Raw genomic sequence first — 14,516 nt, 5'->3', positions numbered from 1 at the left:
TGGTCCTTGCCGGTGGGCGGTCAGCGGCCGGCGGCCGCCGTGGCCAGGGCCGAGAGGGTTTCGTCGGGCCGGGGCAGTTCGGCCACCTTCATCGACGCCTGCACCTGCTGCAGCACCGTGGCCGCACTTTGTGTGCGGCGCGATGCGGGGTCGAAATAGCGATTGAGGGCCGCGGTGGCCGCCGTGAGGTCGGTGCGGGCCGAGTCGAGCTGGCGCGCCAGCACACCCATGCGCGCATTGAGCAGCTTGAGCTTGAGGTTCTCGCGCAGGAAAAAGGCCTGGTCGGGCGCCAGCAGCGCGGCTTCGGGTTGGTCGATGCGGCTCAGGCGCACCAGACCCTTGGCTTCGTCGAACACCACCTGCCCGACGCGTTGGAGCCAGACCCACCAGGCGTCCTGCCCGCTGGTGTCGGCCTCGGGGTCGGCCGGCTGGGCCTGCAGGCGGCGGGTGGATGCGGCCAGCGCGACGGCGTTGGCCAGCGGAAGCTCGTCCACCTGGCGCACCAGGTCGTCCAGCCGGGACAGCAGGCCCGAGGTGTCGGCCACGCTGGCACTGCCAATGCGCTCCAGGTCGCGCCCAATGGCGCGCTGCACCGGCGCCAAGCGCGGCTGGGCGGCGCGTTCGATGCGTTGCTGCGCATTCTTGAGTGCACCCACCAGCGGCTCCAGGCTGCCGGTGAGCTGGGCCTGTTGCTGCGCCAGGCGCAGCGAGGATTCGATGTCCACCACCAGGTTCTCGTCGCGCGAGCGCGAGAGGCTTTGCATCAGCTCTTCCAACTGCCCGCGCTGCAGGGCCACTTCGTTGACGCGCGCCTCCTGCACCGCAAGGCGGGCGCTGGCTTCGGTCACCTGCTCCTGGGCCTGGCGGGCCAGGGTGCGCGCTTCGATGGCCTGGGTGTTGGCTTCCTGGCTCTGGCGTGCCAGGGCCTCTTGCATGGTGTCCAGCCGTTGCCAGAGCATGGTGCTGCTGGCCAGTCCGGCCACCGCAATGCCTCCCAGCACATAGACCAGGAGCCTGGACGGCGTGCCCCCGGAGCCCACCGGTGTGGGGGCTGCCACGGGGCCGGGAGCAGGGGCGGATTCGGGCGCTTGGCTCATGGCTGGGATTCTATCGAGGCTGCCACGTCGGCCAAGGCCGGGCGGCACTCGCGCACCTCGCCAAAACCCGCGTTCCGCGCTGCTTGGGCAATGCGCGGGTGCGTGGCCAGGGCGCGCGCCTGGCGCCAGTCCTGGCCTGGCAGCGCGGCACACAGGTGCTCCAGCGCCTGCGAGCTGCTCAGCAGCCACAGCGAGCCATCGCGGGCGGCTTCCCGTGCCAGGGCCTGCTGTGGCGCATTCCATACAGGTGCGCCGCGTGTATAGGCCACGACAAAGTCCACCGCCCCCCCGGCGGCGCGGATCTGCTGTGCCAGCCAGTCGCGCCCGGTGCCCTCTTGGGTGGCACCGGCGTCGGTGCCGCGCACGATGAGCACGCGCGCGCCGGGCCCCACCTGGCTGTGCACCTGGGCCCACAGCGATTCGGAGTCGAACTGCGCGGCATCGGGTGCCGGGGTGTCGATGCGCGAGCCCTCCACGCCCAGGGCCTGCAATGCGCGGGCCGTGCCGGGGCCGGGTGACCATACTCTTGTTTTGATAGCGTCTAGCGCTTTCTGGGTAAGCGCTAGAGCCGTTTTTTGATCAAAAAAATGCTGGCCTGCGTTGCTGCTCACCACCATGACGGCGCTGTACGCGCCCGCCTGCACCTGGGCGCGGGCCAGCTCCAGCGCCTGCACATCGGCGGGCGGGGTGATGGCAATGAGGGGGAGTGCCAGCGCGTCGATGCCGCGGGCCTGCAAGGAGGCCACCCACTGCAGGGCCTCGCGCTCGGGCCGGGTGACAATGACCATCTCAGCCCGTGGCGCCGCCCGCGCGCAATTGCGCTGCCACGGACATGCCCAGCGCGTCGGCCTGTTCCAGCGTGGTGGCCGGGCCGCTGGCACTGGCGCGCACCAGGGCGATGCGGCCTTCGGGGTCGCCCCAGGCGGCGTCGATGCGCAGTTGGTCACCCTCGAACCGGGCATGCGCCGCCAGCGGCATGGAGCAGCTGCCGCCCATGCTGCGGCTCACGGCGCGCTCGGCGGTCACGGCAATCCAGGTGGGCTGGTGGGCCAGGGGGCGCAGCGCCTCGACCAGGTCCACTCGGTCGGCGCGCACCTCGATGCCCAGGGCGCCCTGGCCTGCGGCGGGCAGCATCTGGTCGATGGGGAATTCGGTGCGGATGCGGCTTTGCAGCCCCAGGCGTTTGAGCCCCGCAGCCGCCAGCACGATGGCCTGGTACTGGCCTTCGTCGAGCTTGCGCAGGCGCGTGTCCAGGTTGCCGCGCAGGGGTTCGATCTTCAGGTCCGGTCGCAGCGCGTGCAGCAGCACCTGGCGGCGCAGGCTGGACGTGCCCACCACCGCGCCCTGCGGCAGCTCTTGCAGGCTGGCGAAGTGCGGCGACACAAAGGCGTCGCGCGGGTCTTCGCGCTCCATCACGCAGGCCAGGGCAAAACCCTCGGGCAGCTCCATGGGCACGTCCTTGAGCGAATGCACGGCAATCTGCGCACGCCCGTCGTGCAATGCGGTTTCCAGTTCCTTGACGAACAGGCCCTTGCCGCCCACCTTGCTCAAGCTGCGGTCCAGGATCTGGTCGCCCAGCGTGGTCATGCCCAGCAGCTCCACGCTGTGCCCGCGTGCACGCAGCAGGGCCTGCACATGTTCGGCTTGCCACAGGGCCAGGCGGCTTTCCCGGGTGGCAATGGTGATGGGGGGGAGGGTGGGGCGCTCGGTCGTCATGTTTTTGCAGGGTAAGGCTCAGCGCGCGATGCTAGCATCCCGCGCTGCAGCATTCCGGCACCGCACCCAGGAGACAAGCCTTGAGCGCCAAAAAAACCGACAAAGACTATCCCTTGATCCAGGACATCCGCCTGCTCGGGCGCATTCTGGGTGACGTGATCCGCGAGCAGGAGGGCGAGGCGGCCTTCGCCCTGATCGAGCAGATTCGCCAGTTGTCGGTGGCTTTCCGGCGCGACGCAGACCATGAGGCCGACAAGACCCTCAAGAAGCTGCTCAAGGGCCTGAGCGGCGACCAGACGGTGAGCGTGATCCGCGCCTTCACCTACTTCAGTCACCTGGCCAACCTGGCAGAAGACCGGCACCATATCCGCCGCCGCACCGTGCATGAGCGCGCGGGCGACACCCAGGAGGGCAGCATCGATGTGGCGCTCTCGCGCCTGCGCTGGGCGGGCATTGCGCCGGGCACCATTGCCCAGACGCTGGCGCACAGCTATGTCTCGCCCGTGCTCACGGCGCACCCCACCGAGGTGCAGCGCAAGAGCATTCTGGACGCCGAGCGCGACATCGCGCAGTTGCTGGCGGCGCGCGACGACATCGTCGAGCGCGCGCAGCTCTACAACACGGCGCGAGACGCCCTCACGCCGCGCGAGCTGGCCGCCAACGAGGCGCAGTTGCGCTCGCGCGTCACGCAACTGTGGCAGACGCGCTTGCTGCGCTACAGCAAGTTGACGGTGGCCGACGAGATCGAAAACGCGCTGTCCTACTACGAGGCCACCTTCCTGCGCGAGATCCCACGCATCTATGCCGACCTGGAGCGAGCCCTGGGCACGGAGCCGGTGCACAGCTTTCTGCGCATGGGCCAGTGGATTGGTGGCGACCGCGACGGCAACCCCAACGTCACGGCCGCCACGCTGGTGCAGGCCCTGCGGCGCCAGAGCGAAGTGGTGCTGCGCCACTACCTGACCGAGGTGCACCTGCTGGGCGGGGAGCTGTCGCTGTCGGCGCGGCTGGTCGAAGTGACGCCCGAGATGCAGGCGCTGGCCCTCAGTTCGCCCGACACCAACGAGCATCGCCAGGACGAACCCTACCGCCGCGCGCTCACGGGCATCTACGCGCGCCTGGCTGCCACGCTGCACGAGCTGAGCGGCGGCGTGGCCGCGCGCCACGCCGTGGCGCCACAGAACCCGTACGCGAGCGCGGCAGACTTCCTGGCCGAGCTGCGCACCATCGAGGCCTCGCTCCAGGCGCACCACGGTGCGGCGCTGTCGGCGCAGCGCCTGCGCCCGCTGATCCGGGCGGTGCAGGTGTTTGGTTTTCACCTGGCCACGGTGGACCTGCGCCAAAGCTCCGACCAGCACGAGCGCGTGGTGGCCGAGCTGCTGGCCGTGGCCCGCATCGAGCCCGACTATGCCGCGCTGCCCGAAGACGATCGGCGTGCCGTGCTGCTCCGCCTGCTGCAGGACGCACGGCCACTGCGCGTGGTGGGCGCCGCCTACTCCGAGCACACGAGTGGCGAGCTGGCCATCTTTGAAGCGGCGCTGCGCATGCGCCAACGCTACGGACACGATGCCATCCGCCACTACATCATCAGCCACACCGAAACGGTGAGCGACCTGCTGGAAGTGCTGCTGCTGCAAAAGGAAGTGGGCCTGGTGCGAGGCACGCTGGACGACGCAGCGCCCTCACAGGCCACGGCCGACCTCATCGTGGTGCCCTTGTTCGAGACCATTGAGGACCTGCGCAACGCCGCACCCATCATGCGCGAGTTCTATGCGCTGCCGGGCATCGCCGCCATGGTGCAGGCCAGCGGCAGTGAGCAGGACATCATGCTGGGCTACTCAGACAGCAACAAGGACGGCGGTATCTTCACCAGCAACTGGGAGCTGTACCGGGCCGAGATTGCGCTGGTGGCGCTGTTTGATGAGCTGCCCGGGATTCGCCTGCGCATGTTCCACGGTCGCGGCGGCACCGTGGGGCGTGGCGGCGGCCCCAGCTACCAGGCCATCCTGGCGCAGCCACCGGGCACGGTGCGCGGCCAGATCCGCCTGACCGAGCAGGGCGAGGTCATCGCCTCCAAGTACGCCAACCCGGAGATCGGCCGACGCAACCTTGAAACCCTGGTCGCTGCCACGCTGGAGGCCACCTTTTTGCAGCCCACCAAACCGGCCACGCCCGCCTTCCTGGAGGCGGCGGCGCAGCTCTCGCAGGCCAGCATGGCGGCCTACCGTGCGCTGGTGTACGAAACGCCGGGCTTCACCGACTACTTTTTCAATTCCACGCCCATCCGCGAGATTGCCGAACTCAACATCGGCTCGCGCCCCGCGTCGCGCAAGCCCAGCCAACGCATCGAAGACCTGCGCGCCATTCCCTGGGGCTTCAGCTGGGGCCAATGCCGCCTCACGCTGCCGGGCTGGTATGGCTTTGGCACGGCGGTGCAGGCCTTTGTGCACCACAGCGGCAAGGACCCCAAGGCCCAGCTCGCCCTGCTGCGCAAGATGGAGCGGCATTGGCCCTTTTTCAGCACGCTGCTGTCCAACATGGACATGGTGCTGGCCAAGAGCGACCTGGCCCTGGCCTCGCGCTACAGCGAACTGGTGCAGGACGCCAGGCTGCGCAAAAAGGTGTTTGCTGCCATCGAGGCTGAATGGCACCGCACGGCGGAGGCGCTCACACTCATCACGGGCGACAAGCAGCGACTGGCGGACAACAGTGCGCTGGCGCGCTCCATCAAGCACCGCTTCCCGTATATCGACCCGCTGCACCACCTGCAGGTGGAACTGGTGCGCCGCTGGCGTGCAGGGCAGGGCGATGAGCGCGTGCAGACGGGTATTCACATCTCCATCAACGGCATTGCCGCAGGGTTGCGCAACACCGGCTGATGCTTGATGGCATGGGCGGCGTCAAACCCAGGCACGCGCGCGCATGGTGCGCCTGCGGCATCGCCCCCGCTGCGCTTCAGCTATCCATAGCGTTGCGCGCCACCCGCAGCCCATGAAACCGGTGCGCCCCAGGCCAGGGCAGCCGCGCAAGGGCCGCCCCGCCGCGCTGGCTGCGTCCCCCTGCTTGCATTGCGCAGCAATGCGAGAGCGGGGGGAAGGCGCGCAGCGCCGCAGGGGGTGTTTCATTTCAGTTATCCATAGCGCATGCGCGCCACCCACAGGGCATGAAACGGGCACGAACCAGGCCAGGGCTCCCGCGCAAGGGCCGCCCCGCCGCGCTGGGAGCGTCCCCCTGCCCGCAGCGCGCAGCGCTGCGAGAGCGGGGGGAAGGCGCGAAGCGCCGCAGGGGGTGTTTCATTTCAGCACGCGGGCAGCGTGCCGCCCTTGTTCATGGCGTCCACCGTGCCCAGCAGTTGGATCCAGTAGGCTGGCAGCTTGGTGACGGTGCGGACGGTGGTCTCGTCGGTGGTGAACACCAGGCCGGTGTTGGTGCGCGCCTTGTTGGCGTGCTTGAGGCTGTCCTGCATGGCAGTGCAGGTGCTGGCGCTGTGCACCAGCATGGCCTGCGATGTGTTGGCCAGGCTGTACACCCAGGTGTTGGACGACTGTTGCGGATCCAGCGCCTGGAAGGCCGCGGCCGTGCCCTCGAACGTGGTCAGCGCATCGGTCGCGTCGGCATAAGCCTGGTCCGGGAAAATGCCGGGGTTGCCAATCACGACCAACGCGGGCACTCCGGGGTCTCTGGGCTTGCCCTTGATATAGGTGTAAATGGCCTGGTAATGGGCCAGGCGGTTGCTGCCCGAGGCCATTTCGTCGATGAAGAAACCGTCCAGGGTGGGGTACAGCTCCAGGTACTTGTCGATGGTGGCCTTGATGTCGGCTTCCGAACGCGCACCGTTGCCATACAGCGTGGACACATAGGCCACCACCTTGCCATTGGCGGTCTTGAGGCTGGCCATGGCCGTGGCCAGGTCGGTGTTGGCGGTGGTGGTCGAGGTGAGCACTCCGCCGTTGGGGTTCATGATGGCGGTGATCTTCACATCCGGGTAGCTCTTGGCGCCCGACACCAGGGTCGTCCAGGGGGAGTCCTTGGCGGCGCTGAAATAGGCGGGCACCAGCAATTCCAGCGGCTTGCGCACCGGTCGGATGTAGAGCTTGAGGCTTTCGTTGGCCGAATGGGTGGTGCTCGTCACCGTGGCATTGACCACCACCGGGCCGATGACGTTGCTGTTGAGCACCGACGTGGCCGCACCACCCAGGGTGGTGGGCACCGTGGGCGCCAGGCTGGCGCTGATGGAGTTGGTCGTCAGACTCACGGGCGTGCCGTTGGGCGCGGGGTTGCCGTTGATGGTGACGTTGACCTGCAAGGGAATGGCGCTGGCCACGTCATGCACGTTGTTGGCGGCCACCGGGCTGGTAAAGCCCACGGCCAGGGGGCCGGGCTGCACCGGCGGTGGAGGGGTGGGCGTGTCCTCCTTGGCGCCACCGCAACCAACGATCAAGGCGCTGAGTGCCAAAAGGGACAAGGCATGGGGCAGGGGGCGGGGAAGGATGCGGCGCATACGCTCTCCAGGAAGTTCACGGTGGATGGGCAATTGCAAGCCATTGTCCATCCACCCAGCCACCGGCAAGCCGCCGTTCTGACCGGGAAAAGCCATTTTGTTGCGCGGATTGGACGGCAGGGCCGCGCATACCATCTGGTGCATGCGATCCCCAAGCCTCCTCCTTTGCGTCCTGGCGGCAACGGCGCTGCTGGCAGGCTGCAGCACGCTGGACAAGCCGCGTGCCGACAACTACCCGGCCACGGGCCAGAAAAAGGCGCGCGCCGTGCACCACTGGGACGTGCTGGCAGACGATGTGGCGGCCCGTGTGTCGGAAAAAATCGCGGGCTGGCCTGAGGGCGAGCACCCCATCCACGTGACCGTGGCCGACGGCTCCAGCTTCAACCAGGGTTTTCTCAAGCTCCTGCGCGTGCGCTTGCTCGACCGGGGCGTGACGCTGGCCACCGGCCCCACTGCCGTGGAGCTGGAAGTGCAGACCCAGGTGGTGCAGCACGAAGCGAACGACCCCACCAACCAGATCATCCCCTTGCCCTGGACGATGCTGAGCGCCGGAGTGGGCGTGTGGCGCGACTGGAAAGTGCATTACTACAACCGCCCCTTCCTGCCCGGTGTGGCCACGGCCCTGGGGGTGGGCACCGGCCTGGCCCTGGACATGATGCAGCGCCACAACCAGGGCGCCGCAGCCGGTGGGCCCACACGCACCGAGGTGCTCATCACCACCACGCTCAAGACGCCAGACCGCATGCTGACCGGGACCGCAGACATGTACTACATCGAACGCGAGGACGCCGTGCTCTACCAGCCGCCCGCCCCTGTGGCGCCCCCGGCGCCGGTCAAGACCTGGCGGGTGGTAACACCATGAAGCGCCGCGCCTCCCTGCTCGCCCTGCTGACCCTGGCTGCCGCCATGCCGGGCTGCGCGCACTATTACTACTACGGCGAGCGCGGCGGGCCTGCAGTGCGGTCCGATGTGCTGCAAACCAATTACGAAGCTGCAGACCGCCTGTTGCAGACCGCACCGCTGGACCCGCGCCGCAGCGTGATCGTGGCCACGCTGGTCAGCGTGGACCACCTGGGCGAATCGTCCCGCCTGGGGCGCATGTTCTCGGAGCAGATCGCCTCGCGCTTCGTGCAGCGCGGCGTGCCGGTGGCCGAGGTGCGCCTGCGCGAGCAACTGGCCCTGCAACCGGGGCAAGGGGAGTTGCTGCTGTCACGCGAACTGCGCGAGGTCAGCCAGAACCACGACGCCCAGGCCGTGGTCGTGGGCACCTATGCGGTGTCAGGCGCCATGGTCTATGTGAGCCTCAAGCTGGTCAGCCCCCAGGGCAACCAGGTGGTGGCCGCCACCGACTATGCGCTGCCGGTGGACGACAACTTGCGGGGCTTGCTCCGGGGGCGTTGAGTAAGCTATAAAATTTGTAGCTATTGGCGCTTTACTGATAAGAGGTATAGGCGTTCTTAATGCTCAATGCAGCATCAGCGCGCCTGCGTTCTTGCTCTTGCCAGCGCGTGCGGGAGGGTTGCACAGACCGCAGGTGTAGTGGCGGTTTTCGTACAGCTCGGTGACGAACAGGCCGCCGCATTGCGCGCACTTGGTGCGCTGAAGCATGCCCGCATCGACAAACTTGACCAGTCGCCATGCGCGTGTGAAGGACAGCAGGGGTTCGACCTGGGCGGTTGCGATCTGTTCGGTGTACAGGCGGTAGGCCTTGGTGAGCTGGTCCACCGGGTCCAGGTCCATGCCCTTGGCCAGGTACTCGTAGATGTTGAGGAACAGCGAGGAGTGGATGTTCTCCTGCCAGGTGAGGAACCAGTCGGTGGAGAACGGCAGTTGGCCCTTGGAGGGGGACTTGCCCGCAATCTCCTTGTACAGGCGGATCAGCCGTTCATACGACAGCGTGGTTTCCGATTCGAGCACCTGCATGCGTGCGCCCATCTGGATCAGCATGGCGGCGCGCTCGATCTGGCGCGACTCATTGAGCACGCTCTTGACGGGGGCGGCCGTCTTGGTGGTCTTCTTGTCGGCGGCGGGGCGGGTGAGGGTGGCGGTCGTCATGGCGGGGCTCCAGGCGGTGTGCGGTGTGTCGCGCTTCAAAGCACTTCAGAAACGCGGCTGGCCATCAGGATGTTGGCGTGCAGCGTGTTGGTGGCTTCGTTGCCCACCTTGCTGGGAGCGTGGTTGGTCAGCAGGCTCCAGACCAGGTTGTCGTCCACGCGGAAGCTGCAAAGAAGCGTGTTTCTGGACGCCAGTTTCATCAGTTGCGCGGCCGACAGTGATGCCAAAATGTCGGCAGCGTCTTCGTTCAGGCCCAGTCGGAACACGGCCTCTGCCTTGTCCTGGCGGATCAGGGTCTGGGCCAGCATCAGGTAGGTGAGGTTGGCTTCGCGGATTTCGGCCAGCAGTTGATCGTTAGACATGGGGCACTTCCTTTCCATTCGCGGGATTCGCGCTGTGTCTGCCTCATGCAGCGTTTCGCGATCCGTTGAAATGGATTGTGAATTTGGCCCAATCAAAAATTAAGTCGGGAAGCGGCTGTGCCGCACGTCAGGCAGTGCGGTGGGTCTTGTAGGAATTTGCCTGACAAGGCGTGTCGGCGTCTGCTGCCGATTGCTACGTATTTTGTAGCCCTTCAGCCGCGTTCCACTGGACGTTGCGGGTCACTGCACCACTCGCTCCAGCTCCCGGCGTACAGCGCGGCGCGGCCCAGGCCTGCAAGCTCCATGGCCAGCACGTTGGGGTTGGCCGTGACGCCGCTGCCGCAGTGGAGCACCACGGTGGCAGGGTCGCGCCCATCCAGCAAGGCCAGAAACTCGGTGCGCAACTGCGCCGGGGCCTTGAAGCGCCCATCCGGCCCGAAGTTGTCGGTGAATGGGCGGTTGAGCGCCCCAGGAATGTGCCCGGCCACCGGGTCCAGCGGCTCCACCTCGCCGCGGTAGCGCGCAGGGGCGCGGGCGTCGATGATGGTCTGGCCCGCAGTGCCCAGGCTTTGCAGTACCTGCGCAGTGGTGGCCAGCGGGCGCAGCGCTGCACTGGGCTGAAAGACCCCAGGGGTGCGCGTGGCCTGTGGGCCTTGTTCGAGGGCGCCACCGGCCTGCGTCCAGGCCTGCATGCCACCGTCGAGCACGGCCACGGCCTCGTGGCCCAGCCACTGCAGCATCCACCACAGGCGGCCGCAAAAGGCGCTGCCGTTGCGGTCATAGACCACGGCCTGCATGCCCGCGACAAAGCCCTGTTGGGCCAGCCAGGCAGCAAAGGCTTCGCGGGTGGGCAGCGGGTGGCGTCCGCCCGAGACGCGCTCGCCGTGGGCCGGTGCGGACAGGTGTTCGTCCAGGTGCGCGTACACGGCGCCAGGGATATGGCCTTGCAGGAATTGTTGCGCGCCTGAGGCGGGGTTGGCCAGATCGAAGCTGCAGTCGAACACCATGCAGGGGGTGCCGCTGTCCAGCAGCGATTGCAGTTCAGGAGCGGAAATCAAAAGCGAATAAGGCATGACGGCTTGGGGAGTGTGACGAGGGTGTTGCGGGGCGCAACCATGGGCGGATTTTGGCAGGCTCATGCAGGGTTGCGTGTACTGCGGGCGCGCAGCACCGTGGCCAGAATGCCGCTGCCCACAATCAAGGCCATGCCCAGCCAGCCCAGCGTGGGGATGTGGTCGTCAAACAGCAGCACGCTGTAGAGCGCCGCGAACACGATGCCCGAATACTGCAGGCTGGCCACCACCAGGGTGCCCTTGGCGGAGCGGGCGTTGCCATAGGCGCGCGTCATGCACAACTGCCCCAGCGCGGCCAGCACGCCAATGGGCAACAGCCACAGACCGTGCCAGCCTGGCCAGGGCGAGTACCCGATGAGCAGTGAGACCGCGCCCCCGGCCAGCGCAGAGCCCAGGGCAAAGTAAAACACGGTGCGCGACTCTGGCTCGCCCATGCGCGACAAATGGGTGACCTGCAGGTAGGCCATCGCCGCTGTCAGCCCCGACAACAGGCCCAGCGCACCGCCCCACAGTTGCTGCGGCGTTTGCTCGATGCTGGGGCGCAGCATCAACACCACCCCGGCAAACCCGACCAGTACGGTGAGCACCAAAGGCAGTTGCAGGGACGGGCGCTGACCCTGGGCGGCCTGGCGCCAGGCCCACAGACTGCCTGCCACCAGAAAGGCAGCGATCCACACGCTGCTCATGTAGTTGAGTGTCACGGCCGTGGCCAGTGGCAGTTGGGTGATGGCATAAAACCAGGTGCCCAGCGAGACCACGCCCACCAAGCTGCGCCAGGCGTGCTTGCCGGGGTGGGCGGTGGCCAGGGTGGCACCTTGCGAGCGTGCCAGAACCCACAGCAGCACCATGCCGATGATGCCGCGCCAGAAAATCATCTCGGCCGGGTGGAAGTAGGCCGAACCCAGCTTGACGCACACGCCCATGCTTGCAAACAGGAGCGCGGCCAGCACCATCCAGAGGGCATGCATGGGGTGTGTCGGGTGGATTCTTCAAAGAATTGGCCCGCAGCGCCCGTAGGGCGGGCGCTGTGTGCTACTTGAATGGTAGCAAAGAAAAATCGCCAGCGGCGTGTCGCGCTGGCTACAAGCTTCATTGATCCGAGCGCCACCCCTTCCATCAGGGCGCCCGCACAAGGGCCGCCCCGCAGGGCCTCAGGGGGGTGTCAGCTCCATTTTTCTGCGGTACCACTCATGGAAGTGCTGCATGCCGTCTTCCATGGGGCTCTGGTAGGGGCCGACCTCGTTGTCGCCGCGCGCCAGCAGGGCCTTGCGGCCTGCGTCCATGCGTTCGCCGATCTCGTCGTCCTCGATGCAGGTTTCCATGTAGGCGGCCTGCTGGGCCTCGACGAACTCGCGCTCGAAGGCGACGATTTCCTCGGGGTAATAGAACTCCACCATGTTCAGCGTCTTGATGGGGCTCAGCGGTTGCAGCGTGGACACCGTGAGCACATGCGGATACCACTCCACCATGATGTGGGGGAAGTAGGTCAGCCAGATGGCGCCGCGCTCGGGCAGCTTGCCTTCGCGGTAGCGCAGCAGCACCTCATGCCACTTCTTGTACACGTCGGAGCCTGGCTTGCCGAATGTGGAGGCCACGCCCACGGTCTGCACCGAGAACTCCTCGTGGAATTCCCATTTCAGATCGTCGCAGGTCACGAAATTGCCCAGCCCGGGGTGGAAGGGGCCGACGTGGTAATCCTCCAGATAGACCTCGATGAAGGTCTTCCAGTTGTAGTTGCACTCATGCAGTTCCACGCGGTCCAGTGCGTAGCCGTCGAACGACAGTTCCGCACGCGGGCCCAGGCCTGCCAGGTCGGCGTCGATGTCGCGGCCGTTGTCCTCGAACAGCATGCCGTTCCACTCACGCAGCGGGTAGTTGCTGAGGTTGAGGCAGGGGTCGTTGGCAAAATGCGGCGCGCCCAGCAAGGTGCCGCTGGGGCTGTAGGTCCAGCGGTGGATGGGGCACACGATGTTGCCGCCCGCGCTGCCCTTTTGCTGTTGCTGCAAGGAGCCGCGCCCTTGCAGCATGATGGCCTGGCGGTGGCGGCAGATATTGGAGACCAGCTCCACCTTGTCGGGTGCAGTGCGCACCAGCGCGCGGCCTCCCAGTTCCTGGGGCAATACGTGGTAGTCCCCCACTTCGGGAACGCTGCGGCTGTGGCCCACGTAGCGCGGCCCGTGCTGGAACAGCACCTGCAGCTCACGCTGGAAGAGCTGTTCATCGAAATAGCTGGAGACGGGTAGCTGGCTGTGGGCCTGCTGCAGTCGAAGACTTAAATCAGACATGGGTGACCTGACCAAATCAAGCGCCGGGGCGCAGACACAAAAAAAGAAACCTGCATGGCGCAGGTTGAAGCAGTAAGGGATTATAGGCAGTAGGGGTATAGGTGTCTGGATTCCCGCACCCCGTCTGCGTGATTGTCCGATTGCGGGGGCTGTGGGCAGGTGCTGGGCGTGGGTCGTAGAATTCGGCGTTTTCACTCAGCGCTTGCGCGCTGCCTTGCCCCCATGCCCAAGAAACCCGCCGCCGAACCCGCCAGCTACGAGCAGGCGCTGGAAGAACTGGAGCAACTGGTCGGCCGCATCGAGTCGGGCCAAATGCCTCTGGACCAGCTGCTCGCGGGCTACCAGCGTGGCGCGGATCTGCTGGCTTATTGCCGAGGCAAGCTGGAGGCCGTGCAGAACCAGATCCAGGTGCTGGACAACGGCGTGCTGCAACCGTGGACGCAGGACTGATGGACACTTTTGATTTCGCATCGTGGAGCCAGGCCTGCCTGCTTCGCGTGGAGCAGGCCCTGTCGGACGGGGTGGGTGTGGGCGCCCCGGCGGGCCTGGGCGAGGCCATGCGCTACGCCGTGCTCGACGGCGGCAAGCGGCTGCGCCCGTTGTTGGTGCTGGCAGCCCGCCAGGCCGTGGTCGCTACCGATGGTGAGGCCAGCGCCAGCGCCGGGTTTGACGAAGCAGCGCTGCGCGCAGCCTGCGCGGTGGAGCTGATCCATGCCTACTCGCTCGTGCACGACGACATGCCCTGCATGGACAACGACGTGCTGCGCCGAGGCAAGCCCACAGTGCATGTGCAGTTCGGGCAGGCGCAGGCCTTGCTGGCGGGCGATGCGCTGCAGGCCTTGGCGTTTGAGCTGCTGGCGCCCGAGGGCGCGGCCGTGCCCGAGCCGGTGCAGGCGCGCCTGTGCCGGCTGCTGGCGCGGGCCGCAGGCGCCCAGGGCATGGCCGGTGGCCAGGCCATCGACCTGGCCCACGTGGGCTGCGGCATGACCGAAGACGCCTTGCGCCACATGCACCGCCTCAAGACGGGCGCCCTGTTGCAGGCCAGTGTGTTGATGGGCGCGCATTGCGGCAATGCGGCACCCGCCGCACTGCAGGCGCTGGCCGACTACGGTGCGGCGCTGGGTCTGGCCTTTCAGGTCGTGGACGACATCCTCGACGTGACGCAAGACTCGGCCACCCTGGGCAAGACGGCGGGCAAGGACGCCGAGCAGGGCAAGCCCACCTACGTATCCCTGCTGGGGCTGGAGCGCGCCCAGGCCTATGCCCGCGAGCTGCTGGTCCAGGCGATGGCGGCACTGGATGCCGCCGCGTTGCCCGATACGCGGGCGTTGGCGGCGCTGGCCCAAATGGTGGTGAACCGATCGCACTGACAGTATTTCAAAGGAAATATGCTGCTGGCGCAATAAATACAAGCGCAAGTAGCTATC

14 protein-coding genes are annotated in these 14,516 nt (G+C 67.0%); 5 read left to right on the top strand and 9 right to left on the bottom strand.

The window, feature by feature from the left end; all coding sequences use genetic code 11:
* Positions 1-20 precede the first annotated feature (20 nt).
* The 3 genes from MJ602_RS05980 to hemC are packed head-to-tail and all read right to left on the bottom strand — an operon-like array spanning position 21 to position 2,813.
* Positions 21-1,097: a uroporphyrinogen-III C-methyltransferase gene (locus MJ602_RS05980; RefSeq protein ID WP_243019959.1), complete on the bottom strand. Its 1,077-nt coding sequence runs from the start codon at positions 1,095-1,097 to the stop codon at positions 21-23.
* On the bottom strand, positions 1,094-1,885 hold the full coding sequence (locus tag MJ602_RS05975; protein WP_243019958.1) for a uroporphyrinogen-III synthase: 792 nt from the start codon (positions 1,883-1,885) through the stop codon (positions 1,094-1,096). Before MJ602_RS05975 ends, MJ602_RS05980 begins: the two co-directional genes overlap by 4 nt.
* A 1-nt stretch (position 1,886) precedes the next feature.
* On the bottom strand, positions 1,887-2,813 hold the full coding sequence (hemC, locus tag MJ602_RS05970) for a hydroxymethylbilane synthase (protein ID WP_162015585.1): 927 nt from the start codon (positions 2,811-2,813) through the stop codon (positions 1,887-1,889).
* Between the two features lie 80 nt (positions 2,814-2,893).
* On the opposite strand from hemC, the gene ppc reads away from it, so the two are divergent.
* Positions 2,894-5,692 (top strand): phosphoenolpyruvate carboxylase, encoded by a 2,799-nt coding sequence (ppc, locus tag MJ602_RS05965; RefSeq protein ID WP_243019957.1) that lies wholly within the window; start codon positions 2,894-2,896, stop codon positions 5,690-5,692.
* Between the two features lie 419 nt (positions 5,693-6,111).
* On the opposite strand, the gene MJ602_RS05960 is transcribed toward ppc, so the two are convergent.
* The gene (locus tag MJ602_RS05960; protein ID WP_243019956.1) at positions 6,112-7,314 is read right to left on the bottom strand and encodes a spherulation-specific family 4 protein; all 1,203 of its coding nucleotides are present in this window, start codon (positions 7,312-7,314) and stop codon (positions 6,112-6,114) included.
* A 142-nt stretch (positions 7,315-7,456) separates the two neighbouring features.
* Here MJ602_RS05960 and MJ602_RS05955 point away from each other — a divergent pair, with 142 nt between their 5' ends.
* Together MJ602_RS05955 and MJ602_RS05950 are read left to right on the top strand one after the other, a co-directional pair.
* A complete protein-coding gene (locus tag MJ602_RS05955) occupies positions 7,457-8,176 on the top strand; it encodes a hypothetical protein (RefSeq protein WP_243019955.1) in 720 nt (239 codons plus the stop codon).
* On the top strand, positions 8,173-8,715 hold the full coding sequence (locus MJ602_RS05950) for a FlgO family outer membrane protein (protein WP_243019954.1): 543 nt from the start codon (positions 8,173-8,175) through the stop codon (positions 8,713-8,715). The genes MJ602_RS05955 and MJ602_RS05950 overlap by 4 nt, the downstream gene beginning before the upstream one ends.
* A 63-nt stretch (positions 8,716-8,778) precedes the next feature.
* Here the strand turns inward: MJ602_RS05950 and flhC are convergent, their stop codons facing one another.
* The 5 genes from flhC to MJ602_RS05925 all read right to left on the bottom strand — a co-directional run bounded on the left by flhC (position 8,779) and on the right by MJ602_RS05925 (position 13,089).
* The gene (flhC, locus tag MJ602_RS05945) at positions 8,779-9,369 is read right to left on the bottom strand and encodes a flagellar transcriptional regulator FlhC (protein WP_162015589.1); all 591 of its coding nucleotides are present in this window, start codon (positions 9,367-9,369) and stop codon (positions 8,779-8,781) included.
* Between the two features lie 35 nt (positions 9,370-9,404).
* Entirely contained in the window at positions 9,405-9,731 is a 327-nt protein-coding gene (gene flhD / locus MJ602_RS05940; RefSeq protein WP_162015590.1) for a flagellar transcriptional regulator FlhD, read from the bottom strand.
* 212 nt (positions 9,732-9,943) lie between these two features.
* Complete coding sequence (locus tag MJ602_RS05935; RefSeq protein ID WP_243019953.1) at positions 9,944-10,804, bottom strand: sulfurtransferase; 861 nt, start codon at positions 10,802-10,804, stop codon at positions 9,944-9,946.
* Positions 10,805-10,866: 62 nt separating this feature from the next.
* Positions 10,867-11,772 carry a DMT family transporter gene (locus MJ602_RS05930; protein WP_243019952.1) on the bottom strand — a complete coding sequence of 302 codons (906 nt, stop codon included), beginning with the start codon at positions 11,770-11,772 and terminating at the stop codon, positions 10,867-10,869.
* A gap of 183 nt (positions 11,773-11,955) precedes the next feature.
* The gene (locus tag MJ602_RS05925) at positions 11,956-13,089 is read right to left on the bottom strand and encodes an aromatic ring-hydroxylating oxygenase subunit alpha (protein WP_243019951.1); all 1,134 of its coding nucleotides are present in this window, start codon (positions 13,087-13,089) and stop codon (positions 11,956-11,958) included.
* A 222-nt stretch (positions 13,090-13,311) separates the two neighbouring features.
* Here MJ602_RS05925 and xseB point away from each other — a divergent pair, with 222 nt between their 5' ends.
* On the top strand, positions 13,312-13,539 hold the full coding sequence (xseB, locus tag MJ602_RS05920; protein ID WP_162015594.1) for an exodeoxyribonuclease VII small subunit: 228 nt from the start codon (positions 13,312-13,314) through the stop codon (positions 13,537-13,539).
* Positions 13,539-14,459 carry a polyprenyl synthetase family protein gene (locus tag MJ602_RS05915; RefSeq protein ID WP_243019950.1) on the top strand — a complete coding sequence of 307 codons (921 nt, stop codon included), beginning with the start codon at positions 13,539-13,541 and terminating at the stop codon, positions 14,457-14,459. The genes xseB and MJ602_RS05915 overlap by 1 nt, the downstream gene beginning before the upstream one ends.
* Positions 14,460-14,516: the final 57 nt, after the last annotated feature.

It is taken from the genome of Simplicispira sedimenti (genome assembly GCF_022760965.1).
GTDB classification, from domain to species: Bacteria; Pseudomonadota; Gammaproteobacteria; order Burkholderiales; family Burkholderiaceae_C; genus Simplicispira; species Simplicispira sedimenti.
This window is presented reverse-complemented; position numbering and strand designations above follow the sequence as displayed.

Bases quoted from the DNA above. Each gene is read 5' to 3' on its own strand.
- MJ602_RS05980 (WP_243019959.1), bottom strand. From the start codon at position 1,097: ATGAGCCAAGCGCCCGAATCCGCCCCTGCTCCCGGCCCCGTGGCAGCC.
- MJ602_RS05975 (WP_243019958.1), bottom strand. From the start codon at position 1,885: ATGGTCATTGTCACCCGGCCCGAGCGCGAGGCCCTGCAGTGGGTGGCC.
- hemC (WP_162015585.1), bottom strand. From the start codon at position 2,813: ATGACGACCGAGCGCCCCACCCTCCCCCCCATCACCATTGCCACCCGG.
- MJ602_RS05960 (WP_243019956.1), bottom strand. From the start codon at position 7,314: ATGCGCCGCATCCTTCCCCGCCCCCTGCCCCATGCCTTGTCCCTTTTG.
- MJ602_RS05955 (WP_243019955.1), top strand. From the start codon at position 7,457: ATGCGATCCCCAAGCCTCCTCCTTTGCGTCCTGGCGGCAACGGCGCTG.
- MJ602_RS05950 (WP_243019954.1), top strand. From the start codon at position 8,173: ATGAAGCGCCGCGCCTCCCTGCTCGCCCTGCTGACCCTGGCTGCCGCC.
- flhC (WP_162015589.1), bottom strand. From the start codon at position 9,369: ATGACGACCGCCACCCTCACCCGCCCCGCCGCCGACAAGAAGACCACC.
- flhD (WP_162015590.1), bottom strand. From the start codon at position 9,731: ATGTCTAACGATCAACTGCTGGCCGAAATCCGCGAAGCCAACCTCACC.
- MJ602_RS05935 (WP_243019953.1), bottom strand. From the start codon at position 10,804: ATGCCTTATTCGCTTTTGATTTCCGCTCCTGAACTGCAATCGCTGCTG.
- MJ602_RS05930 (WP_243019952.1), bottom strand. From the start codon at position 11,772: ATGCATGCCCTCTGGATGGTGCTGGCCGCGCTCCTGTTTGCAAGCATG.
- MJ602_RS05925 (WP_243019951.1), bottom strand. From the start codon at position 13,089: ATGTCTGATTTAAGTCTTCGACTGCAGCAGGCCCACAGCCAGCTACCC.
- xseB (WP_162015594.1), top strand. From the start codon at position 13,312: ATGCCCAAGAAACCCGCCGCCGAACCCGCCAGCTACGAGCAGGCGCTG.
- MJ602_RS05915 (WP_243019950.1), top strand. From the start codon at position 13,539: ATGGACACTTTTGATTTCGCATCGTGGAGCCAGGCCTGCCTGCTTCGC.